The 25,305-nt window shown below is 35.9% G+C and carries 17 protein-coding genes and 4 tRNA genes; 4 read left to right on the plus strand and 17 right to left on the minus strand.

The genetic code is table 11. From position 1 onward, the window contains the following. The first annotated feature begins 497 nt into the window (after positions 1 to 497). The 4 genes from JNG87_RS16965 to JNG87_RS16980 all read left to right on the plus strand — a co-directional run bounded on the left by JNG87_RS16965 (position 498) and on the right by JNG87_RS16980 (position 1,184). Positions 498 to 572 (plus strand) — tRNA-Pro (locus tag JNG87_RS16965). Between the two features lie 13 nt (positions 573 to 585). Further along, positions 586 to 659, plus strand: a tRNA-Arg gene (locus tag JNG87_RS16970). Between the two features lie 362 nt (positions 660 to 1,021). Beyond that, positions 1,022 to 1,096 (plus strand) — tRNA-Pro (locus JNG87_RS16975). Between the two features lie 14 nt (positions 1,097 to 1,110). Further along, positions 1,111 to 1,184 (plus strand) — tRNA-Arg (locus JNG87_RS16980). A gap of 782 nt (positions 1,185 to 1,966) precedes the next feature. Here JNG87_RS16980 and JNG87_RS16985 read toward each other — a convergent pair. The 17 genes from JNG87_RS16985 to JNG87_RS17065 all read right to left on the minus strand — a co-directional run bounded on the left by JNG87_RS16985 (position 1,967) and on the right by JNG87_RS17065 (position 25,158). After that, on the minus strand, positions 1,967 to 2,647 hold the full coding sequence (locus JNG87_RS16985; protein ID WP_202839838.1) for a hypothetical protein: 681 nt from the start codon (positions 2,645 to 2,647) through the stop codon (positions 1,967 to 1,969). 7 nt (positions 2,648 to 2,654) lie between these two features. Continuing rightward, positions 2,655 to 3,518: a dTDP-4-dehydrorhamnose reductase gene (gene rfbD / locus JNG87_RS16990; protein WP_202839840.1), complete on the minus strand. Its 864-nt coding sequence runs from the start codon at positions 3,516 to 3,518 to the stop codon at positions 2,655 to 2,657. A 46-nt stretch (positions 3,519 to 3,564) separates the two neighbouring features. Beyond that, positions 3,565 to 4,050 (minus strand): acyl-CoA thioesterase, encoded by a 486-nt coding sequence (locus tag JNG87_RS16995; protein ID WP_110009820.1) that lies wholly within the window; start codon positions 4,048 to 4,050, stop codon positions 3,565 to 3,567. A gap of 70 nt (positions 4,051 to 4,120) precedes the next feature. Then, entirely contained in the window at positions 4,121 to 4,624 is a 504-nt protein-coding gene (locus tag JNG87_RS17000) for an OmpH family outer membrane protein (protein WP_110009821.1), read from the minus strand. Positions 4,625 to 4,689: 65 nt separating this feature from the next. Further along, entirely contained in the window at positions 4,690 to 5,244 is a 555-nt protein-coding gene (locus tag JNG87_RS17005) for an OmpH family outer membrane protein (RefSeq protein WP_110009822.1), read from the minus strand. Between the two features lie 9 nt (positions 5,245 to 5,253). Further along, the gene (gene bamA, locus JNG87_RS17010) at positions 5,254 to 7,788 is read right to left on the minus strand and encodes an outer membrane protein assembly factor BamA (RefSeq protein WP_202839842.1); all 2,535 of its coding nucleotides are present in this window, start codon (positions 7,786 to 7,788) and stop codon (positions 5,254 to 5,256) included. Between the two features lie 28 nt (positions 7,789 to 7,816). After that, positions 7,817 to 8,566, minus strand: a complete 750-nt coding sequence (locus JNG87_RS17015) for an isoprenyl transferase (RefSeq protein WP_110009824.1) — start codon at positions 8,564 to 8,566, stop codon at positions 7,817 to 7,819. A 1-nt stretch (position 8,567) separates the two neighbouring features. After that, positions 8,568 to 9,458, minus strand: coding sequence for a DUF6089 family protein (locus JNG87_RS17020; RefSeq protein WP_202839844.1), 891 nt, complete (start codon positions 9,456 to 9,458; stop codon positions 8,568 to 8,570). A gap of 213 nt (positions 9,459 to 9,671) precedes the next feature. Next, on the minus strand, positions 9,672 to 12,170 hold the full coding sequence (locus tag JNG87_RS17025) for a polysaccharide biosynthesis tyrosine autokinase (RefSeq protein WP_202839846.1): 2,499 nt from the start codon (positions 12,168 to 12,170) through the stop codon (positions 9,672 to 9,674). A gap of 2 nt (positions 12,171 to 12,172) precedes the next feature. After that, a complete protein-coding gene (locus JNG87_RS17030; RefSeq protein ID WP_110009827.1) occupies positions 12,173 to 13,057 on the minus strand; it encodes a polysaccharide biosynthesis/export family protein in 885 nt (294 codons plus the stop codon). A 38-nt stretch (positions 13,058 to 13,095) separates the two neighbouring features. Next, positions 13,096 to 14,214, minus strand: coding sequence for a glycosyltransferase family 4 protein (locus JNG87_RS17035; RefSeq protein ID WP_202839848.1), 1,119 nt, complete (start codon positions 14,212 to 14,214; stop codon positions 13,096 to 13,098). A 103-nt stretch (positions 14,215 to 14,317) separates the two neighbouring features. Continuing rightward, on the minus strand, positions 14,318 to 15,319 hold the full coding sequence (locus tag JNG87_RS17040) for a glycosyltransferase family 2 protein (RefSeq protein WP_202839851.1): 1,002 nt from the start codon (positions 15,317 to 15,319) through the stop codon (positions 14,318 to 14,320). Positions 15,320 to 15,322: 3 nt separating this feature from the next. Then, positions 15,323 to 16,393, minus strand: coding sequence for a formimidoylglutamase (locus JNG87_RS17045; protein WP_202839852.1), 1,071 nt, complete (start codon positions 16,391 to 16,393; stop codon positions 15,323 to 15,325). Between the two features lie 147 nt (positions 16,394 to 16,540). Beyond that, entirely contained in the window at positions 16,541 to 19,117 is a 2,577-nt protein-coding gene (gene topA / locus JNG87_RS17050; protein ID WP_202839854.1) for a type I DNA topoisomerase, read from the minus strand. Positions 19,118 to 19,390: 273 nt separating this feature from the next. Next, positions 19,391 to 22,807: a T9SS type A sorting domain-containing protein gene (locus tag JNG87_RS17055; RefSeq protein ID WP_202839856.1), complete on the minus strand. Its 3,417-nt coding sequence runs from the start codon at positions 22,805 to 22,807 to the stop codon at positions 19,391 to 19,393. 205 nt (positions 22,808 to 23,012) lie between these two features. Further along, positions 23,013 to 24,152, minus strand: a complete 1,140-nt coding sequence (locus tag JNG87_RS17060; protein WP_228406498.1) for an EpsG family protein — start codon at positions 24,150 to 24,152, stop codon at positions 23,013 to 23,015. 1 nt (position 24,153) lies between these two features. Continuing rightward, positions 24,154 to 25,158, minus strand: coding sequence for a hypothetical protein (locus JNG87_RS17065; RefSeq protein WP_202839858.1), 1,005 nt, complete (start codon positions 25,156 to 25,158; stop codon positions 24,154 to 24,156). Positions 25,159 to 25,305 lie beyond the last annotated feature (147 nt).

The following is a 25,305-nucleotide window of genomic DNA, read 5'->3' on the forward strand; positions in this document are numbered from 1 at the left end:
TTAGTTTTTTTTACCAATAGTCAGCAGCAGCCGACTGAAGTTTAGTTTAAAAATTAATCGAAAAAGATAAACTATCTTAAAAATCCAGAATATAATAGTATAAAGAGACAGAAGTGATTAATTTATTCATAAGATTACAATTGTATTAGTTTTTTTTTACAAATTTATAAAAGAAATAGATACCACAAGTTTTTTTAAAAACAATTTTTATTAAGAAGAAAAAACTATAATCCTTTTATTTGGTAGAATGATTAGTGAGAAATTTATTATTAAAACAAAAAACATGAACAATGCTTTCAAATTTAAAGAGGAAAAAAGAAAAATTTTTAAACTTTTTAAAACAAGATAAGTCTATGGTTATTAACCCGGTAAAGGTAATAAAAAAGAATTCAGGAAAATTAATTAAAAAATATTCTTCATTTTATTTTTTTTATTCCAAAAAGTATTGCAAATTTGCAGCCCTAAAAACGATGTAAATTCGTTATTAATAACACTCTCGGGGCGTAGCGTAGTCCGGTCATCGCGCCTGGTTTGGGACCAGGAGGTCGCAGGTTCGAATCCTGCCGCCCCGACTTAAAAAAATTAGGGTGCGTAGCTCAGCTGGATAGAGCATCTGCCTTCTAAGCAGACGGTCAAAGGTTCGAATCCTTTCGCGCTCACATAAAGACTTACTGGAAACAGTGAGTCTTTTTTGTTTTTATTCCCTCAAACAATAATTACTAAATAGAGCATCCCGATTTCAATCGGGACGGCAAAAGTTCGAATCCTTTCGCGCTCACATAAAGACTTATTGGAAACAGTGAGTCTTTTTGTTTCTCCTCAGATTTGGGTAAAATAAACCGTTTTAGCATGGGATTATAAAAACAGTATAAGACTATGATTTTTAAATATGTACAATTAATCAAGAAGCACTCATGAAAAATTAATTAAAAATTATTCCTTATTTTATTTTTTTATTCCAAAAAGTATTGTACCTTTGCAACCGCAAAAACGAAGTAAAATTCGTTACTGATGACACCTTCGGGGCGTAGCGTAGTCCGGTCATCGCGCCTGGTTTGGGACCAGGAGGTCGCAGGTTCGAATCCTGCCGCCCCGACTTAAAAAAATTTAGGGTGCGTAGCTCAGCTGGATAGAGCATCTGCCTTCTAAGCAGACGGTCAAAGGTTCGAATCCTTTCGCGCTCACATAAAGACTTACTGGAAACAGTGAGTCTTTTTTGTTTTTATTCCCTCAAGACCAAATGTTTTTGAAGAAAATTTTAAAGTTTTTTAAGTAACCTTAACCCTTCTCAAAACCTCAATCTCTATACTCCTGCGCTCCCTCTAATTGGGACTGCAAAGATACAAACTCTTTTTAAACTGGCAACTTTTTTTACAAAAAAATTTAAAGTTTTTTTCGTCCGTCTCTTTCTTGAAGTAATATCGTTTCTGCCTATCTAAAGGCTCTTCTGCGCTACTGCTCTACTCTCGTTTTCAGTGGGGCAAAGATAGTAACTTCCTACAACGCAAAACAAGTTTATTTAACATAAATTTTACATTACAGTGATATTTATTCCTAAAGGACTGGAAGGCAGGGAGAAAAATTTTAAACATTTGTTTGGAATGGAAGGAAGGAGTTGGAGTGTGGGAGGGTTTGAGGGTGAGAGAGCGTGAGATGTGGGATTTTGGGGTTTGGAACATCAAATAAGGTATCTATAATAAGGTGCAGGTTTGAATTGAATTCAGATGGAGGGAGTATCTTTATTAAATGGGATTCATTAGACTAAGCTCAGGATTTTAGCCCGTTCCCTATTGACATATATAATAAGTTAAGGGAAGATTTTCAATAAAGCCTGTAAAAAATGTGACTGGAAAAACATTTGAGCTAAAACTCAATACAAAGATTATATAAAAGAACGGGCTTCAGCCCGTTCCTATTGTTGATTTATATAGGCCAAAAACCTACAATTGTTTAGTATAGAATGTTTCTAAGGTTTGATTTCCTTATATATTACGCTCAAAAACTCAGCGTAGGATTTCTCCAGACCAATAATATCCCCGGATTTCAGATTCAAACCACCCACTCCTGAGTTGTCTGATTTTACTTTCAGGGAGGAAACCTGAAAATAAAGATTGTCATCATTGGCTTTTGGCTGAACTTTCACTGTAGAGCCTAAAAGCTTTTTGGTTGAAATCGTATAGATTTCTCCCGGAACCACTTTTAATTTTAAAAATGATCTGGGAGAAATAATATAGTCTTTACGGTTAACATTTATTTTCTGATCTTTTTCAGAAGATGCAAATATATACATCTCCCCATTTTTAGCCGCCAATTTTTCTTTAGGTGTGTAATATAAAGCAATTTTATAATTGGCAGCATTGAATGTCTGCGGAGTACCATCAACATTTTCGAAAGGTTTTAATTCAAATGTATTGGCACCAATCTCTTTTGCTTTTTTATATACCATGGAAAATACGAGTGCGTCATCTTTTGACCCCCCCTGTACTTCTACTTCTCCTAAATAAACAGCCTCTGCAGCGACAGCATCTTTTCTGTAGAAGAATTTATCTGCATTGTCATTTGTTTTTTCAACTCTGGTCATATAAACATTCTGTGCGCTCCACAGCTGGATACATAATACGGAAAAGAGGATTGTAATATTCTTCATATATATATTATTCGTGTGAAAGGATTTCAACACATTCTTCAAGACTGTTTTCCCAATGTTTGGGTTCTATTTTATAAACTTCTTCTATTTTATCCAGAGACATGGTACTTCTGACTGGTCTTTTGGCAGGAGTTGGGTACTCTTCGGTTGTCAATGGATTTAATTTTACTGATGATTTTGAAAATTCAGCAATTTTTTTGGCAAATTCAAACCAGGTTGTCTCCGGATAGTTTGAGAAGTGAAAAATGCCGTAGGTTTTCTGTGGTGCTTCGATAATTCTCATAATAGCTTCTGCCAGATCGTTGGCATTGGTTGGTTGCCCAAACTGGTCAGCAACGATTCCCAATTCTTCTTTCTGAGAGAAAAGATTCAACATTGTTTTCACAAAGTTCTTATTAAACTCGGAATACAGCCAAGATGTTCTTATAATGATTGTTTTTGGGTTGATTTCCAGAGCAAGCTCCTCTCCTTCTTTTTTTGATGTTCCGTATACACCTATGGGATTGGTAAAATCATCTTCAGCGTATGGAAGATTTGTGGTTCCATCAAAAACATAGTCTGTAGAAACATGAATCAGAACAGATTTATAATCTGCACATGCCTGAGCAAGGTGGGCTACTCCGCCGGCATTTACTGCAAAGGCTTTTTCTTGTTCCTTTTCTGCCAGATCAACTGCAGTGTATGCGGAGGCATTGATGCAATAATCAGGTTTGTTATCATAAAAGAAATCGTTCACCTGCTCTTCATTGGTAACATCTAAAGTAGATGAGTCCGTAAACAGGAACTCATATAGATGTTCAAAATCCGGGGCAATCTTTTTTATGCAGTTTCCCAATTGTCCGTTACTACCTATTACTGCTATTTTTTTCATTTGTTTATTATTAATTTTAAATTGGAACCTTCAATAAGAAATGGAGTTAAGAGTTCTTGGCATTCTGAGATCTTAAGAACTTCACCCTTGACTGGAAGTCTTTCTGGATAAGATCTACATAAAACTGATCAAAAATTTCTTTGATATCTTCTGGATGAACTTCAGATTTTCTTGTTTTAACATTAAAATAAATAACAGTCACCCAAAGTACGGCATGAATTGTTTTTTCATCTAAACTTTTCATCAGGATTTCCACTTTTGCAGTTCTATCCTGTACATCGATGGTTTTGCTGCTGATCACTACCTGTGTATTATATCTTACTTCTTTGAGATAGGCTATTTCGTTCTGAATAGCAATCCAGGTACAGCCGGTTTTCTTGGTATATTCTTCATAAGTGAATCCATAAAATGTTTCCACATGATCTTCTCTGGCATTGAACATATACTCAAGATATTTTACATTATTCAAATGTCCAATCGGATCACAGTCACTAAACCTAACTTTGACCGTAGTTGATACTTCTTTTTCCATTCCGCAAAAATAAAAAAACCACCTCTAAAAGAGGCGGTTGGTTTTATAAATCTTTGTTAATTTGCTGAAATTATTGAATTCCTAATTCTTTCTTCACAGCTGGAGTTGCGTCTGGTCCTCCTTTATAAAGGAATGCTGTTGAGTTTGCATCCATAATATAATCGTAACCACCTGCCTTAGCTACTTTTTCTACTGCATCGTTTAGTTTTTTCTCAATAGGACCAAAAGCTACATCTTGCTTAGCTTGTAGATCTTTTTGAGCTTTTTCCTGCATTTGCTGGATTTCTTCAGCTAATTTTTTCATTTCTGCTTCTCTAGCATTGTTTTCGTCAGCTGTTTTCTTAGGAGCTTCAGTTTGGTATTGCTGATATTTAGTTTGAGCTGCGTCAGCTTTCTTCTTGATCTCAGCTTGTTTAGTATCTAAGAATGTTTTAAGATCAGCATCTGCTTTCTTTTTCTCCGGCATCGCGTTAAGAACTCCCATTACATCTAAAGTAGCAATTTTTTGAGCTTTTGCCATACCTACAGATACAACCATCATTACTGCTGCAAATAATACACTTAATTTTTTCATAACTGGTAAATAAATAATTTAATTTGTTTTTAGATTTTAAAATATAGCAAAAGTTAATTCTTTTATTATTTTTTGCCTTTACTATTTGTTTTTTCCTTCTTGTCTGTTCCTTTTAATAAGATAGACAATACTTTTTCGGTGTAATCATATTTTGACTGAAGGAAAATAACACTAATGTTATTGCTTTTATCAAGAACTATGCCCAAGCCATTTTTTTCGGACATTGTTTTGATGGCTCCCCAGATCTGATCCTGAAAAGGCTGAACCAGATTTGTTCTCAGTTTTGTAATTTCACCATTCGCTCCAAAACGTAAGCTTGTTGTCGTTTTAATATTTTTATCTAGGTCTGTAACTTCTTTTTCTCTAAGTTTAAGCTGATCACCTATCAATAAAACTTTTTCACTTTCAAAAGCAGCTTTTTTTCTTTCATATTCAGACTGAAGGTTTTGAAGTTCAGACTCCCAGGTATCGATCTGAGAATTTAATCTTGCTTCGGCTTCTTTATACTGAGGTAATTTATTTAAAATTTCATTAGTATCCACTACTCCGATTTTCTGGGCATTGTTCAGCCCGAAAAGTAAGAGTAATGCGAATGTGAAAATTATTTTAAAGTGCTTCATATTTAATAATTATAATGTTTGGTTCATCAAGAAGTGGTTTCTCCATCCGGACTTGTCACCTGATAATGTTTTATCAAGACCTAGTGCGAAGTCGAATCCGATCAATCCAAATGCTCCCATATAAACTCTTACACCAACTCCGACTGATCTTTTCAACTGGAATGGGCTGTAAGAACTCCATGAGTTCCATACGTTACCACCTTCTGCGAATGTCAGGGCATAGATTTTCGCCGTCTGGCTCATTGAGATCGGGTATCTTAATTCTAAAGTAAATCTGTTATAAATTGTACCTCCTCCTCTTTGAGTAATATCATCGGCCTGACCTCCTTCTGTACTGGCATTTTCATATCCTCTTAAAGGAATCAATTCTCTACCGTCATATCGACCTCCGAAAAGACCTGTACCTCCCATATAGAATCTTTCAAACGGCGGAGCTCCCAACTGGCTGTTATATCCATCCATGAATCCCATTTCAGCAGAAGACCTTAGCACAAGTTTTCCAATGATCTCATTGTAAACATCTGCCTTGAATTTAATCTTATAGAATTCCATCCACTTATATTTGTCAATAGGTGACATTGTGGAGTAATCTTTCTTCTTAAACAATGAGTATGGAGGAGTCAGTTTTGCTGAAAGCTCAATATTGGATCCCATTGTTGGGAAAATCGGGTCAATACCTGCTGAGTTTCTGCTCAGTCCTAAGTTGATACTGAAGTTATTGGCAGTACCGTTATTTTCTGTGGTATCTCCAAACTGGAACGGATAGTTCTTGAAGTCATACTTCTGAAACTGTAAACCTGTGTAAAGAGAGAAATAGTCATCCGGCCAGTTCAATAGTCTGTTCAAACCTACTGAAGCAGAGAAGATATTCAATTTCTGGGCTTCTCCATATTGATCTGTATATCTTACTCTTGAGTTATTCAAACTTACAGAAAGTGCTGTTGGTCTTGTACCAAATAGCCAAGGTTCTGAGAATGATACTCCGTAGTTCTGGAAATACTGTCCTGCCTGCACCTGAATAGAAAACGTTTGTCCGTCTCCCTGAGGTACCGGTTTGAAATCTTTAAACTTAAGGAAATTCTTTAATGAGAAGTTATTAAATGTTAATCCTAAAGTACCGATAAAGCTGTTACCCCCGTAACCTGCCTGTAACTGAACCTGAGAAGATCCTTTTTCTACAAGCTTCCAGTTGATATCTACAGTATTATCCACCTGATTTGGCTGGATATCCTGTCCGACCTGCTGAGGATCAAAGAATGACATTCCCGCTAAATCGAAATAGGTTCTCTTAATTTCTGTTTTCTTGAATAGCTCTCCCGGTTTTGTTCTTAGTGCTCTAAGAATTACGTGGTCATGGGTTGTAGTATTCCCCTGCCATGTTACTTTATTCCAGGTAGCCTGCTCTCCTTCATTAATTCTTACTTCAAGGTTTACAGCATCTCCTGAAACTGATTTTTCAACCGGCGTTACATTTGAGAAAAGGTAACCGTTATTCATGTAAACAGATTTAATATCTGAATCATCTTCTTTACCTCCGTCTTCCCCAACTTTTTTGTTGAAACCTACTGCATCGTAAATATCCCCTTTCTTATATCCTAATAATCTCTGCAAATATTCTGTTGCGTATACGGTATTACCCGTGAATGTAATATCCCCGATGTAATATTTTTTACCCTCGCTAAGTTTTACATTGATTTCGTAGTTATTTCTTTTGTTTCTCCATACTGAATCTGAAACGATTTTAGCGTCTCTGTATCCCAGGGAGTTGTAATAACTGATAAGGCTTTGTTTATCTTCCTGGTATTTATCTTCAATGAATTTTGAGGATTTCAAAATACCACCGATTCCGAAACGCTTTTGTTTGGTTTCTTTGAAAGCTTTATTTCTAAGTTTGCTATCGGTTACATTATCGTTTCCTTCAAATTCGATATGGTCAATTTTAATTCTTTTACCCTTATCTACATTGATTGTCCAGTCTACCAAAGCAGGATCTCCTGCATTTACTTTATCCTGGATAGTAATTTTGGCATCTGCAAAACCTTTTTTGATGTAGTCTTTAGGGACATTGGTTTTAAGGCTTGAAACCAAGTTCTGAGTGATCTTAGTTCCTGGTTTAAGGTTGTTATCCTTTGCCAGTTTTTCACTTTTAGATTTACCGATTCCTTTTCCTGTAAATTTCACTTCTCCAAGTTCTTTCAGATCCTGCAGATAAAATTTCAGAACGATCGTCTGTCCTTCAATGCTTTGAACATAAACTTCCACTTCAGAAAAAGATTGGGTATCCCAAAGTTTTTTTACAGCGTTGCTGATTTTCTGTCCCGGAATGTCTACACTTTCTCCTTTTGTAAGGCCCGTAAATCTTAAGATCTGAGCTGGTGTATATTTTTTTACCCCATCTACAACGATGTCTTTAAGAGTATAAGTTCCTGCCTCATTTTCTGCATGTACAGCATTATTTACTTTTGTGCTGTCTTGTGGAGTTACTTGTCCATAAAAATGTGCAGAAGCAGCAAACATAATGATGGGTAATAGTCTAAACTTCATTTTATCGAGTCTTTCTTTTCTTAAAAATTTATTGGCCTTTTACCTGTTCACCGGTTAAACCATATCTTCTTTCTTTGTTTTGATAATCCACAATACACTGGAAGAAAATATCTTTGGTGAAATCCGGCCACAGAACATTTAAAAACTGTAATTCAGCATAAGCAATCTGCCAAAGCAGGAAGTTGCTTATTCTTATTTCGCCGCTGGTTCTGATCAGTAAATCTACAGGAGGAAAATCTTTTGTATAAAGATAATTTTCAAATAAACTTTCGTTTATATTTTCTATCTCTACTTTTCCTTCTTTTACATCAGAACTTATGTTTTTTACGGCTTCCAGTATTTCATTTTGTGAGCCATAGCTAATAGCCAATACAAGGTTTCCTTTTGTGTTTTCTTTTGTGAGTTCTACCACACGTTCCAACTGCTCTCTTACTAATGCAGGCAACTTCTCAAGATTCCCTATAACATGCATTCTCAATCCTTTGCTGAAAATCTCTTCTGCTTCCAGCAGTAAGGTTTCTACCAACAGATTCATAAGGGTATTCACTTCTTCGCTTGGACGATTCCAATTCTCTGAAGAGAATGTATACAATGTTAAGTAAGGAATATTAATCTCATTACAAGCATTAATAGCATTTCTTACTGCATTAATGGCATTTTTGTGACCGAAAGTTCTTTCTTCGCCACGAGATTTTGCCCATCTTCCATTACCATCCATAATGATGGCTACGTGTTTTGGTAAATTCTCAGAATTTATTTTTTCTTTAATCAACGACATATTATTCACAATAACATGGAGGTCTTCCGAACGAATATGTCAGTCCTAAACTGAAAGTATTTATCCAGTCTCTGGATCTGTCATCTCCAATATTTCTCTTTTTAATAAACTCTGCTTCTCTTTCTTTAGAAACCGCATAATAATTTCCTGACTGTAATAATGAACCGCCTGTGGCAGGATCCAAAATATCAGCATTATAAGAAGTTTTTACATCTTTGGAAAGGATCTTGCTGTGATCCAACTGATCCGTCAATGTATATCTGAATGTAGCTTCTGCAAATATAGCCCAGGAATGGTTGAATTTATACTTTAAACCAACACCAAAAGGGATATGCATTGTTACTTTTTTGCCCAAGGAATAATCTGTGGTGGTTGTAAAATCCAATTCATTGACCGGAGCCTGTGCCACACCATCAGCATCTCTTCTGAAGTCATTCACAAGAGTAGCTTTAGGAGCATCAAACATCAAAGCACCGACACCTCCGAAGATATAAGGGCTCAGCATGCTTATCTGCTCATTATTTACCGGGAAAAAGTTATATTCAAACATTAAACTCGCCTCATACACATTATTTTTTCCGTATGAGTTTCTATTTCTTCTATAATCTTCTTTTGCCGCTTTATCACTGAACTGGATCTGGTTGTATCCTAAATCCAATCTGATAGTCTGATGCGGGTTAAAATTAAATCTATATAATAAACCACCATAAAACGGGACCCCCCAATCTGACGTTCTGCTTAAATCCAACGGCTTCTGTAAAATATAATTTGTCCTTCCTACATCTCCCACTAGGTTACTCATACCTAGACGAACTCCCAATTCGTTTCTTTGTGCTTTAACACTTACCACTCCAAGGAAGGCAAGGAAGCTAAACAATAATTTTTTATTCATAAAAGAATATGGATTTATGGTTATTTTAAAATTTAATTTTTGCAAATATAAAACATTTTTATATTAATGATAATCTTAATGTTTAGTTAAAAATAAACAAAAAAACATAATTTGTTATAAAGTAAACGGCAAAGTGGCAAAAATATTCTTTTTTTCATAGAATGAAAATACTTTACATATGAAAAAACCCCCATTAAATGAGGGTTTAATGCTTTATTTTTTATTAAATAATACCTGTACTTTATTTCTGATCCTTATCAGTAACGGCTCTTTATAATTTTTATCTTCATCGAAATAACCATAACCATAGCCATAGCCGTAACCATAGCCATAGCCGTAGCCTTGTTTGGTATTATAGTCATTATAGACAAGTCCCAGATTATTGACTTCATCGTTATGATACTTTTCAGTAATCATTTTCAGCATATATTTTTCTGTGTATTCATGGCGTACAACATATATATTAGCATCAGAATACTTCATCAGTTCATACGAGTCTGCCACCAGACCTACAGGTGGTGAATCTATAATAATGAAATCGTATTTTTCTTTGAGTTCTTCTATAAATCTGATATTTCTCTGACTCATTAAAAGCTCAGATGGGTTTGGCGGAATAGGACCTGAAGTAGCAACATCCAGATTAGGGATCTTGGTCTTGTTAATTATCTTGTCAATATCTACTTCTCCTGTAAGATAATTGGAGATCCCATATTTATTATCAATCTTAAAGTCTCCAAAGATTTTCGGTTTTCTAAGGTCCATTCCTAACAAGATTGTTTTTTTATCACTTAATCCTATTACGGATGCTAAATTGATGGAAATATAAGTTTTTCCTTCTCCTCCAATGGATGAAGTAATCAAAATAACTTTTCCCTTTTCACCTTCATTGTCCATCAGAAATCTCATATTGGCTCTTATTCCCCTGAAGGCTTCTGATACAGATGATTTTGGCTGCTCCAGAACGGTAAGCATATTTTCATTGCTGTTATTTCCAATGACTCCAAGAAGCGGAATTTTCGTTGCACTTAAAAGTTCTTTAATATTTCTGATTTTACTATCTAATACTTCACCTACAAAGATAAAAAGTAACGGAAGCAGCAGCAATCCTGAGATAATGGCAGTTTTCGCTAACTTGACATTAGGTGCAATAGGTCTTTGTCCCAGATTTTTGGCTGGGTCAATCACTGTAATATCAGATTGATTGGTCGCCATTCTCATTTTAGTATCACTCTGTCTTCCCAGAAGACTATTATAAGTCGCCTCAATCATATTATATCCTCTTTCTGCATCCAGATATCTTCTTTCTTTTTCAGGGTAAGAAGCTAAGTCCGAGTTGGCTCCTGAAATATCACGATCAATTTTGTTGATCTCCTCATAATATCTGTTATAGTATCCTCTTAAACTGTTCGATGATCCCATTCTTGCCTCATCAATAAGCCTGTTGATTTCTCTCATAGGCTCTGATGAAGGTTTGTAAATAGAAGCCATTTCTGCTCTTTTGGTATACAGAGCTTTAAGTTCAGTAACTGTTGCTGAGAATACTCCATCTTCAAAACCTGCAGCATTGGTTCCAATCATTTTATCAAAATTCTGAGACTGCAGCGTGTTTTTTATATTGTTAAGAGAATTGATTTTGCTTATGATATCTGCTTTTTTAGCCTCGAGTTCTTTTATTTTTTCAAGAGATTTTTCGTCTCTGTCTTTAATATTATAAAGTTTTTCCGAAGTTTTTAAATAATTGAGCACACTCGCACTTGAATCAAGTTTTTTACGGATGTTATCCAGATTATCCTTTAGAAAGATATCGGTATTCTTATTGACTACATTTTTATCAGCCAGTCTCTTTTTTTGTAACTCTGCAACAGATTTATTAAGGAAATTTACTGTGCTGTTGAGATTATATCCTTTTTTAGTAATAATCATAATGGACCTGATTTCTTTATCAAAGTCAACACCTGTAGTAGAAACAATTTCGTTTACACTTTCATTGACCGATTTCAGGTTTACAATAATATTATCCAACTTAATTTTAGAAGGAACAGGATTTTTAAGTAATCTGAACCTCAGGTTCGGAGCATTGTACCATTCGTTGATTTTAATGATTTTATCAGCGGGTCTGCTATAATGATTGATAGTCTGAAAACCTTCCACTTCATAATTATACAGGTTAGTGGATTCTCCTTCTTCTGGTAAAACTACCTGATATGCTCCATCGCCTTTGGGGATCAGGGTAATAGGATAATCAATCTGCTGAAGATGTTTTTTATCAATCTGAAGAAAAACCGGTGAATCATCTTTATCCAGGTAGGTGGATTTTATCAGTCCTTTGGTAGAATAATTAACAAAAAGATCCAGTTCTTTTACCAAAAATTCATTGTGTGATCTTGATAAAAGCATTTTTTTCAGATAAAGCCCATCCTGATTTCCGGTATCACCCCAGATGAAGTTGATGGATTGGTTAGACTGTGTTGGTAAGAACTCAGAACCTTTACTGGAGGTACTTAATGATAAGTCTGATGCATAAATATTTTGTGCATAGTATTTACTGTATACCCATGCAACGGCATAGCCGATAAAAAACATCAATACAAACCAGTACCAGTTTTTAAGGACTCTTCTTAAAAAGTGTTCTAAATCAAATAACGCAAACGACCCATACTTTTCTTTCTGAGAATTATTCTTCTCTGCAGCGGTTACTCTTTCTGGAATCATGACTAAAGATTTTTAAGAAGTAAATAAATAGACAATGCCGTAGTAATTACCGAAACTCCTGTTGTTAAAGTCTGAATAGGATCTTTTCCGAATCCGTTCAAGCTTTTTGCTCTTGTGCTCAGATAGATTTCATCTCCATTCTGCACATAATAGAAAGGAGAGTTCATAAGATCTTCTCTGGTAAGATCTATTTTGGCAATTTTGATTCCTTCCGGAAGTTTTCTGTGGATAACGATCTCTTTCTTATCAATCGTCCTGTTTAGCCCGCCATTAATGGCTAAAGCTTCAGTAATGGTAAGTGTATTTTTATGAACTACTTTCTCTCCTGAAAGACCTGTAGTTTCAACATCACCAAGAATATAATAAGTGATACCGTCTGTATTGAGTCTTACTTCAGATTTACCTTCCTGGAAATTTTCATTTACCTTTTCCTGAATTTCTTTTCTGATATCCTCTAATGTTCTTCCCTCAGCTTTTACATAGCCAATTCCAAAAACATTGATATCACCATTGGAATCTACCTTGAGTCCGTTAAAATAGAAATTCGTATTTCCTCCTCTGCTCATCCCGGAAGTAGTACCAACTCCTCCCCCTACAGAACCACCGCCAGACATGGCCGGACTTGTTACAGCTCCGGTTCCGGTCCCTCCTGAGGAATTGTAAGAAGAATAAAACTGTGCAGCATCTCCTTTGGGAGTTGTTACAATGTTAAGATTGAGGATATCATTTTTGGTAATCCTGTATACAGGGATATTGTAGGGAACAAGACCTTCTTCATTAATTACGAGACTCTCACTTGGTTGTAAGTATCTTACATCCTTTGTTGTAATACATGAGGTAACTAAAAGAGGGAATATTAAAAATAAATATTTAAAGTTTTTCATCATATATATATAATATTGTTTACAAAAGTAATATTTAATTGTTAATTTTTGTTATTTCTTACTCGATATAGTAAATCTGGCAAATATGCACCAAAAAAACCCAGTGAAACAATCACCAATAATAAAAGATTGACATTAATATGTCTTAAATAATAAGCCACTCCAACAATCATCAGATAGTAAAGAATAATATAAAAAGTTGATCTCCTATGGGTAAGATTCAATTTCAGCAGTTTGTGATGAATATGGTTTTTATCAGCATCAAATGGTGACTTTTTGTTGTAAAGCCTGATCATAATGACATTCAGAGTATCTACAATCGGAAGAATCAGAATAGCTACCGCTACTACAGGAGCAGACTGAAGGTGATATCTGGGAACATCGATCAGTTTTTTATCTATAAAAATATCGATAAAACAGATGGATGTAAAAGCCAATAAAAAGCCAAGGAGCATAGAACCGGTATCTCCCATAAATATTTTGCGGGTACGGTAGTTTGACAGATTATAATACAAAAATGCCAGCACAGTTCCAATAATAACAACAGACAGTATTACCAGCGGATAATTATATTCCCCCAGACGGTAATAGCTTATTCCAAATAAAGCACTACAGATAACGGAATAACCTCCTGCCAGCCCATCGATCCCGTCAATCAGATTGAACGCATTAATCAGAATAATAAATGTTACGATACTGAATATCACACTTACGAAATACTCCAGTTCGTATACGCCGAAGATTCCGAATAAACTTCTTATTCTGATATCCGAACCAATAACAATCAGGGAAGACACAACAATTTGTGCAACAAGTTTTTTGTAAGCTCTCATTACAACAATATCGTCCATTACCCCCACATAGAGCAGGATAATTAATGAAGCAAATAAAAATTTGTAGAGATCAAACAATTCATAGGCAAAAATAGAGGCACAGATTCCTATTGAATAAAAGATGGCGATTCCACCAAGATTGGGAATTTCTCTAAGATGCGAGCTTCTTATTCCAGGCTCATCCATCAGATTCTTTCTTCTTGAAATCTTGACAATGGTAGGAATAGAGAAAAATGTAATTAAAAAGGAGAATACGAAGCCTAATCCTATTTTTATATAGAAAATAGGTATCCCCGATCCGCTTAAGAACAATTCAAAGTTTTTCATTCTTTTCTAATTCAGCACTTGTATCTCCAAAATAAAAAATCATAACAGGAACTTTATTATCATTTTCTATTGACCGAAACAATAGTACTTACATTTGTGTTTACTAAATCAACTTTCTTATCAATTTTTTTTGTCCTCCAAAAAACAACAGATAAAAAATCTTTTTCTTCAAAGGCAAAGATAAAAGATAATTCTTACCAAAACGACTATACTTCAATATATCTTGAATTTTTATTTGTCTTTCCTTCATAAAAAGGTCTAACTGATCAGACATACTGTAAAATATTTCGTCTTTTTTCACATACGCCAGGTAGGCCAAAAACGAGTAAACTCCCTCAAAAATCTGGAAATTTTTCAATTCCTTGCTTTTATTGGAATAGGAAGATTTACCGAATACCTGCTCTACATCAGAAACTGCCTTTAACATATCAAGCCCTTTTTCTGTGTGGGTTTTTGTAATAGAATCAGTACGTTCAAGATACTGATAATGAAAATTCTGAGTCTGCGCAATGGTTTCACATTCCAGCAAAAGCTGAGGAATCAGCTGAATATCTTCAAAGTGAACTCCTTTTTTAAATCTTTTCTGATTAAAAAGTTCTTTTTTAAACAGCTTATTGCATGCAAAATAGCTGATATCAGAAAATACAGAAAAGTTATGTTCAAGGGCTATTTTCTCCGGCATATCGGGAAGCTGTGTCAATTTTTGTACAATTTTTCCGTTCTCATCCACTTTCTGAATATTACAGATGACCATTTTCGCATGATGCTTTTCCGCTAAAAGAAACATTTCTTCAAACATGTTTTCAGTAACATAATCATCACTGTCTACAAAACCTATATAATCTCCGGCAGCCCTGTCGATTCCAAAATTACGGGCATCACTCAGTCCACCGTTTTCTTTGGTAAAGGCTTTTATTTTATCAGGATATCTTTGTGCAAATTCTTTAATTATTTTTTCAGAGTTATCTTTGCTTCCGTCGTTTACTACAATAATCTCGATATTAGAAAGGCTCTGCTTTACCAGAGAATCGAGGCATTTTGCCAAATAGTTTTCGACATTATAAACGGGAACAATAATGGATACTCTTGAGGGAACATTTGTCATACATTAAATTTTCGTCAGTCTTGCATTCAGCCAGCCCTTTTTAGCTTCATCAAAATCTTTTCTGGAGCAGGGAATACAGTTTTCTATATTTTCATCATCACCAAAATACCACAAATTACTGAAAGTATCACGTCTGAATGCATATTGTCTGTCATCTATCAAAACGTAGAACAGCTCATAATGCCTTTCTTTCGGATGGGAATGCTGGATATTGATTCCTTCGATCAGGTACCACAGCATCTGTGCTAAGAGCTGATGGTTCAACTGGTTTTCAGAATAAATATTATAATTAAAAATTCCGACAGATTTCAGGTTTTCACTCAATCCGATTTCCTTCATATAGGCACAGATCTCTCTTCTGTTCAAACCATTTACCTGTGGATTCATTGAAAAGGGCTCACTAAAGCTTTCAATAGCATCACAGTTTACGGTCACCAGATCTGCTTTTCTGAAGAACGGTTCTGTTTTTTCTGTAGAATTCATCATTTCAGCCAGCCGGATAATATCAAATTCTACTTCTTTGATCAGCCTTACAGAATCCAATTCATTCAAATGCTTCTGGTAGCCCAGATGATGGTAGTTTTTAATGGAGAAATTTTTGGCTCCGAAAATTTTGCTCAAAAAAGTATGTTCATTGATGGTTTCACCTTGCTGAAGGGAAATAATATTACTGATCTGGGTATAGTTGATGCTTTTCTTATGGAAATTCAATGCTGAAAATAATGAGAAAGCAAAGTCATTGGAGCCCCCGATAATTACCGGAATAGCTCTTTTATAATGACATGCCGACAGGACTTCCTGTAAAATATAGTGAGTATCCTGAACAGATTTCCCGGATACCAGATCACCAAGGTCTACAACAGGAATTTCGAAATCCATCTGTGAAAGCTTGTAAAATTCTTTTCTTACCGCCGTAAAGTCCTGCACTTCCGCATCGCCGCCCGCCCCTCTGTAGTCTGATACAAACAAAAGAACAATACTGTCTTCTCTGATATCTTTTGTAATCCGATTTCCTATCTGCCAGCTTTCAGTTTTAAAATTTCTTGGTGAAATGATAAAGTCTTCGAAATCCATATTTTAATTTAAAGTGTAATAATTGATTAATTGCTTGATGTAACAAACATACAAAAAACATAGAAACTGAGAAGACATGTTTCTCTTTGTTCATAAAAAAAGCCGTCAACAGGTGTTGACGGCTTGTATTGTAACCTTAAGGATTATTTATTTTTTCGCTGCAGGTTTCTTAGCTGCAGTTTTTTTCGCTGTTGTGGTAGTCTTCTTAGCTGTAGCTGCTTTTTTAGCTGCAGGTTTTTTCTTTTCTGCAAAAGCTTTTGGATCCTGATCTGTAATCCACTTTTTAACCTCATCAAGAGAAAGTTCTTTCAGTTCCTCAGCTTCATATTTTGTATCGTCAGCTTTTTTCGGAATTTTGAACATGGCTTTTCCAAACTTGATGAATGGCCCCCATCTTCCGTTTTCAATGGAGATTTTTTCTTTTTCCCATTGCTGGATATATCGGTTGGCTTCTTTCTCCAATTTAGCGTCAATCAGTTCATTGATATCACTTTGTGAAAGGTTTTCGAAATCATATCTTTTAGGAACATTCACAAAGATATCTTTGTACTTGATAAATGGTCCGAATCTTCCGGATCCTTTCGTGACAGGTTCACCTTTATAGGTTGCAATAGGAGCATCAGCAATCTTCTTTTCATTGATAATCTCCTCAGCACGTTTCTGATCTACAGAAAGCGGATCTTCACCTTTCGGAATACTGATATACGTTTCACCCCATTTCACATAAGGCCCGAATCTTCCTACTCCTACAGAAACCGGCTGTCCGTCAACTTCGCTTAAGTCAAACGGCAGTTTAAACAGTTCCAGCGCTTCTTCAAAAGTAATGGTTGCAATATTCTGCCCTGTCATTAATGAAGCAAAGATTGGTTTTTCCTCATCATCCGTTTCTCCGATCTGAATCATTGCTCCGAATCTTCCGATTCTTGCATGTACATTTTTACCGGTCTTAGGATCTACTCCTAAAAGTCTGTCTCCTGTTGCACGATCTGCATTTTCTTCTACATCTTCAATTCTCGGGTGGAATTTTGAGTAGAAATTCGTCATCATTTCTTTCCACTTCTGATCACCACTTGCAATTTCGTCAAAGCTTTCTTCAACTCGTGCCGTGAAACCGTAATCAAGGATTTCCCTGAAGTTATCTGTAAGGAAGTCATTAACAACTTCACCTATATCTGTAGGAACGAATTTATTTTTATCACCGCCAAACTTCTCCTCAAGAACTACTTTTTTGATCTTATCTTTTGTCAGAGACATTTTGATCACTTCACGGGTGTGTGGTTCGATTTCTCTTTTATCCACATACTCTCTGTTTTGAATAGTCTGAATGGTAGGCGCATAAGTAGAAGGTCTACCAATCCCTAATTCTTCAAGTTTTCTCACCAACCCGGCTTCAGTATATCTTGCACTTGGTCTTGTGAACTTCTCAGTAGCAGTAATGGTTTTATAGCTCAAAACTTCTCCCACGCTTACTTTTGGCAGCAGCTTATCGTTGTTTTCATCATCATCGTCCTCTGTTTTTACAATTCCGTAGGCTTTCAGGAAACCGTCGAAGATGATAACTTCTCCTTGTGCCTCAAAATGATGCGGTAATGATGTATTTCCTATTTCGATCACTGTCTTTTCAATTTTGGCATTAGCCATCTGAGAAGCAAGTGTTCTTCTGTATATTAATTGATAGAGTTTGTTCAGCTGTGCATCTCCTATGCTTTTCACTCCAAAATCCGTAGGTCGGATCGCTTCGTGGGCTTCCTGTGCTGAAGCTGATTTTGTGGTATAGTTTCTTGGAGAAGAATATTCCGCACCGTATTCTGAGATTATCTGCTTCTTAGCTCCTTCAATAGCTTCCTGGGATAGATTTACGGAGTCTGTTCTCATATAGGTAATAAACCCTTCTTCATATAATCTCTGTGCCAGACGCATGGTATTGGTCACATTATATCCAAGTCTTGACGAAGCTTCCTGCTGTAAAGTGGAAGTTGTAAACGGAGCTGAAGCGGAACGTGTACCTGGTCTTGTTTCAACATTGAGAACTTTAAATTCTGCAGTTTTAGCCTGTTCCAGGAATTTTTCAGCCTCTTCTTCCTTTTCAAAATCTTTTTTAAGCTTAGCAGCAATTTCCTGCTCTGTTTTATTTAAAAAGATTCCGTCCAGCTTAAAGCTTGCTTTTGGCGTAAATTCACGGATCTCTTTTTCTCTTTCAACAATTAACCTCACTGCTACAGATTGTACTCTACCTGCAGACAGTCCCGGTTTTACTTTTTTCCATAATACGGGAGACATTTCAAAACCTACGATTCTGTCCAGCACTCTTCTTGCCTGCTGGGCATTTACTAAGTTCTGATCAATATCTCTTGGGTTGTCGATTGCTTTTAGAATGGCGTTTTTGGTAATCTCGTGGAAAACAATTCTTTTTCTGTTTTCAGGCTTCAGCTTCAATTCATCCGCAAGATGCCATGCAATAGCTTCTCCTTCGCGGTCCTCATCGGAAGCGAGCCATACCATATCGGCTTTCTTTACGGCAGCCTTTAATTCGGTTACCAGTTTCTTTTTGTCTGCTGAAACTTCGTAATCAGGACTGAATGTAGCAAGGTCTATCCCCATTCCTTTTTTAGGAAGATCCCGGATATGTCCGAAACTGGATTTCACTTCAAAATCCTTTCCTAGATATTTTTGAATAGTTTTTGCTTTTGCCGGGGACTCTACGATTACTAAATTTTTCGACATTCTAACTAAAAATTTTTGCAAAAGTAAAGCTTTTTTATTATATACTTTTTGTTAAAAGGGTTTAATTTAATAATCAGGGCGCTTTATACTCTCTTTCAATACTCATTTTTTGAATAAACAAATCCTTTGTAGTATAGGTTTTAGACTGTTATACAACAATCAGCATTCATTGATATAGAATTTTTCATCAGCCATAATAGATGTAAGAAATATGCCGGCTCATACAAAAGCAGAACAAGAAGTCTTATTCTGCTTTTTAGTATCTTATTTTATTTATTGTTTTACAATTTTTACATTCGCTTCAGAATTATTTATTCTTATTAAATACACTCCTGCGTTTAAAGATGAAAGATCTGTCTGATTATTGATAAAATGCCCAGACCTTACAAGTTGTCCCAGCATATTAAAAATCTCAAATTTGTACTCTTTATTTTCTGCAGCCCTGATGTAAAGAATATTAGAAAAAGGACTCGGATAGAGTGAGATCTTGTTATTAATCACCGTAGATTTTGCATTTTCTTTAATCAATTTATAGCTATTGGGTATAACTGAAATTCCTGATGCAGGACCCTCTTCATTACCATTAGCATCATATTTTATTTTCACACATCGGCATCCTGTTCCGAAGTAGGGGTCATTATTGTCATGAAAGACAATCATTCTGTTAGTGGTAGAAGCTGCATCAAACAACATATTAATAGATCTTCCGATATAATTTGAATTTAAAGCAGCCGTCCATACAGCAGGATACTGAAAGTTTAGCATATTAAATGTTCCCTGAGCACTTTGATTAGCCATCACACTTCTGAATCCTCTTGATCCGGAATCAGGATAATTTCCTATGGAATATGCCGGATTATTAAAGATATATCCTACTGTAGCATTGGCAGAATTTCTTACTCTTATACCTGAATAATCTGTGGCAATACTGTATGAGGTTGCTATATTCTTATCTTTTTTGTACCATGGTGTCTGTCCGAAATCTGCTCCGGAAACCAACGCGACATTTGTAAGGTCCGGAATTCTCCAACCTTCAGGACAAGGATCAAAAGGTGATTTTTTACCCCCTCTTCCCCATCTGTCAGGAGCTAAATTGGGTTCCTGTGCCAGCCAGTCTGTACCGTTGGTATAATTGGGTGTTGTACTGTTGTAAGGAGCAAAAGTACTTGGAATCATATATACCAGAGGATTCTTCACAGAATAGGATATGATCTTGGAGATTTTTTCTGACGGTTTATCGGTTACCTGTACATTTGACAGTGAGGCATAAGTACTGTAAGGTACAATATAGTTTCCTGAAAGATTATTATAGTCAGACTGATCAAGCGTACTGTACGAAACTGCTCCCTTGGGAGCAGGAGTTCCCAGAAATACATTATAAAAACTCCTGTTATCTGCATACTGGAATGGGGGGATAGGGTCTTTCCTTCCCCACTGATAGTGCATTCCTGTAGAGGCACGGATTTTTAACAGTTCATCAGCAGTTGGAGCCTGAGGATTGACAACGTTGGGAAAAACATCTGTTGCCCCCAGATTACGATCCATAAAAACGGTCTGTAATGCAACATCAGCTTTATTGACATAATTCACATAATTTGTAACTGCTGCAGGAGTTTCTGTAGTATAAGAATAAGATCCCACAGGAGAATCCGTAACCCAGATATGCCAGCTCCAATATACCGGGGAAGATGCACTGCCGTTATGCAATGTAACTACAGCATTTCCACTTTCATTGGGAGCAATTTCTACAGATATTTTAGAATTGCTGATATCCTGTAGTGATAAAGGTGAAGGATTTACTATTGAGATCCTGCTGATTAAAGCTGTATTGGTAGTCCAGAGAACATTAGTTTTTAAATTATTAAAATTGGAAGGGTTCAATATCTCAATATTATCCAGCAACTGACTTTGCACAGAAAATGCTTTACTGACCGGAATTTCGATAGTTGTACCTGTTTCGCTTTTAACAACCTGATAGGTATTCGGATTATTCAAACCTTCGTTATATTCTGCAGTTGCAGGCAGATATTCTGTTGGAAAATCATAATCATTAATGGTGTAGAGCGGATCTTTTATACATCTGCAGCCGTTTGCATCTGAAGTATACATTCCGGCCATAGGAAAATAATAATACCGTCCTTTAATATTGGGATAATTAGGGTCCGGAATATCAGGCTGTGTTTTATCCGGAATCATAGAAAGCCCCCTTACAGTAACAGCAGGAGAAGTATCAAACAACCGGGCTAAAGTTGCAGTCCACAATGCAATATGATGCTGATCACTATACTGTCCTGAATGAGCCCCTCTGATAAGTTGTCCGTTTCCGGGAAAAATCCCCATATTAAATCCGCCGACTACCGAAAGATCAAAGCCAAGATTAGGGTAAATTCTAAATCCTGTCATGAAGGTGGGAACTCCTGTATCAGTAGGCTTTATGATATGATATTTATTGGTCTCAAAAACATTTTTTGCCATACTGGTTTTTACTCCGAAAGGCGAAAAGTCTATTCTGATATCATCCACATAAGAGGGAGAAGCCAGATTTGCCACCAGCATTGAAGGGATACGCCATCCATTGGGACAAGGATCATAAGGAGATTTATCTCTATAAGGTTTTGTTTTATCATTGGTATTGTAAACGGTTTCAATTTTCCCTTGTGCATTATCAGACCAAAGATTGAGTTCTGAAAGCCTGTTATTGGGCAACGCTGTAGATTTTCCAAACCAGTTGACCGGAAGATTGAGGTTATTGTTATAATAAGCCTGTCCTGAGTTATCATCTTTATTGACATAAATAAGGCTCATAGGATTTTTTACAGAAAGCCTTATATTATTGGTAACCTCTGCAGCGGAAAGCAGAACAAACTTTCTGAGATCATCAATACTCACTGCATTGGTCATATTTTTGGCTCCTCTATGTCTTACTCTGCCTATCGATCCGGAAGCTTCATAAAAATCATTTCCTCTTGTAACCAGGGGTGGAATTGGATCTTTTCGTCCCCATTGATAAAGAAGTCCGTTACTCCGGTTCCAGTCTGATGCCGTGATAGAATTTGTGATTGCTCCCAGATTTCTGTCCATCCATTTCCAGTCGGAGTCCGGAATAATTTCCGTTGTTCCATCCCATCTCATTCTTTTTATGTTGCTGAAACTTTTATAGGAAACTCCATTGGTGGGATCATCCGTTACCCAGATATGCCAGCTCCAATAAATCTCACCATCTACCCTGAAAACAACCACAGCATTTCCTTTTTTTGTCTTATTAACAGGCACTTTAATCTTAGCATCCTGCCCTGTTCCTATTATTTCAAGGGCGTAATTCGATCCGGATTTTATAAGTCCATGAACATCTTCCCATAAAACATCAGCAGTTACCGTCCCTGCCGGTATACCACTCCCGTTAAGATATCCGCCACCCTCCCACATCGCATAAGCTTTTTTTACGGGAACCAGCAATCCTCCGCTGTTCTGAGTGGGATCAAAAATGTAACTGTTAGGTGCTTTTTTCCAGTCTGGAAGCAATAATCTCATCGGCTCATGAACCGGTTTCAATGAGTCTGTATTCTCACTAAGCCATATTGCTTTTACATGTCCAATCGAGGGAAGATTCCCTCCGATATTACCTTTGGAAGTGATTCCAAATAATATCAGGCATATGACTGCCGCTAATTTTCCAGCTAATCTTTTCATACCTTAGGTTTTAGTGTCTTTAGCAGAATACAATTATTAAGCCCATTTCTATTAAAAGTGATTTATTATACAAATAAAAACACACATATTTGAATTATGTTATTAATAATGTAAAATAAAACGCGATAAACAGTATAAAAACCAACAAGGTATTTACATAAAAAAAACAGCCCTAAGCTGTCTTTATATTTTAAGATTCAAAATTCTAAGGAAGAATATGGTTTTGATACCGGTCAATCGAAAATCGCCCGGCCGTGATATTATTAAATATAGAAAAGACAACAAAATTGAAGACGACCAGTGCGATTATAAATGCATAGATCATATTCTTAACTCTTCCTGAAACCACATACATGGCATTCGGAATAATAATGTATGAGAATCCGATAAACGCTCCTGCCAGCCTGGAAGAGAAGATAGGGTTATTTCTGAAAATAAAATAAAGGCATATCCCGATTACAGCATAGTTTCTATGGTATTCATAGTAAGGATAAAGTTCTTTCATTTTATTATCAAAAACGAAAAGGAAGAAAGTAAGGATTGCCATCATCACCTCTGGAATTCCGATACCACCATTAAGTCGTTGTACCGTTTCATCCATATATCCATTAAACCCTTCAACAAGTGTACTATTAGAGGCCATCCCATCTAAGAAACCACCGAAACTTCTATATATTTCAAATGGGGACAGAAAAACAGAACCGATAATCATAATCAGCATTACCGTTTTGTTTAACGGAACGCGGGCCAGCCAATACATCGGGAGGAATAAGTAACAAACACTGTGTATACCCGACCCTATGAATATAAAAAACAGGTAATGCCAGAGTTTCCGCTCTTTAATATACCGTATTGCAAAATACACGATAAAAGTCCCGAGGTTTTGTCTGATCTGCCCACTTTCCCCGATAAAGAAATTGGGAATAAACATGAAAAGGGTAAAAGTAAAGGGATAAAAAGTATTATCCTCAGTATATTCTACTTTAAAGATCATCGCAAAAATAGCAATAACCAATGTTACCATATAAAAAGGTGCATCAAAAAAATTGAGAAGGATCTTATTAATCAAAGTATACAGCCATTCCACGTCCAGCGTTTCCGGTCCTTCCATATGGAGCATCTTCATAAAGATACTGTAATAGCTTTTGGTATCGGAGTAAATATAGATTCCTTTATAACTTCCGTAATCCGGGCCTACACTGTCTCTGAAACCAACAATAATAATAAAGTAAACAGCAAGGAACCAGAACCACTTTTTATCAACCTTCTTTCCATACACCTCCTGAACACTGAAGAACAGCATATAGACGATGGCAATTATATAATATGGATGTAGTAAACTCATGCTAACTTTCTGATGTTTTTTTAAACTGATGATATGCTGTGATGAGTCCGGTCAGAATTAAAGGCAGGAAAAGCCTCACTTCCCAGAAAAGCCCTACTAAAGTAATCATAAGAAGATAAGGAATGGAAAAGAAAAAATATTTTCCAAAAACACTCTTGTTTTCCTCTGTACAAAGGCCATATATAAAATAAATCACTATTAATGCAAAGATCAACCCTGCAAGATTGAAAGGGCTGGAAAAGTTTCTGTTGATATAAAAGCCTTCCACAAAAGTCGTTTCATCCTGAACAAGTATAGCTCTTAATCCCAGATAGGGAATAAGGAAAGCAGCAACCAGCGGTATAATTTTCCAGATTACCTCATAATTCCCTTTCTTCAGCTCATCAATATTGAAAAATACGGCTGCAAAAAAGGCTATATTCAGACAGGCTGTTTCTCTTACTAAAGTAGAGATCCCGATAAGTCCAATGAGGGTAAAGAAGAAAATATTTTTTCTGGTTTCCAGATATTTAAGAGTCAGAAATACACCTGACAGATAACAAAAGAGTGCGATGGTATCACAATTTGTCGGCGCATACTGCGTGATCACAATGAAAAATACAGATAAGAGATGAATAATCCTTCTGGCATTAACATTCAAAAGAAGTCCCGTAGATTTCATCCGGAAAACAGCATTCAAAATCAAAGAACATAAAACGAAGAACACACTGTTCATAAGGAAAAGCCCATGATAAAAAGGGGTTCCGTTTTTGGACAAAAAATCTTTGAAGAAAGAAAGCGGGCCATTGATCAGATTGTACATCAAATCCGTCATCTGTACACTCAGATAATTGGGAATCACTCTGTAAGCATATACGGAGGAAAATAAAAAATCAGGGGTTTTCTCTGATGTTTTCAGTCTTGTGTAGGATGATTCAAATCCATAATAAGACATGGCAAACAACAGAAGCGGAAGAACTATTACCAATAGAAATCCGTTTATTTTTTCATCATTTCTTTTCAACATATCTAAAACAGATTCTTATTTTTTTAATAATAATGGTGGTTTAAAATACATTTTTTCAAAAGGGAACTTTTGCAAAAGTAGAATATTTTTTCATTCTTCCTAGAATATTTTATTGATTTTCAGTTAAAACTTATCGCTAACTATTTT

It is taken from the genome of Chryseobacterium cucumeris, assembly GCF_016775705.1.
Taxonomy (GTDB): Bacteria; Bacteroidota; Bacteroidia; order Flavobacteriales; family Weeksellaceae; genus Chryseobacterium; species Chryseobacterium cupriresistens.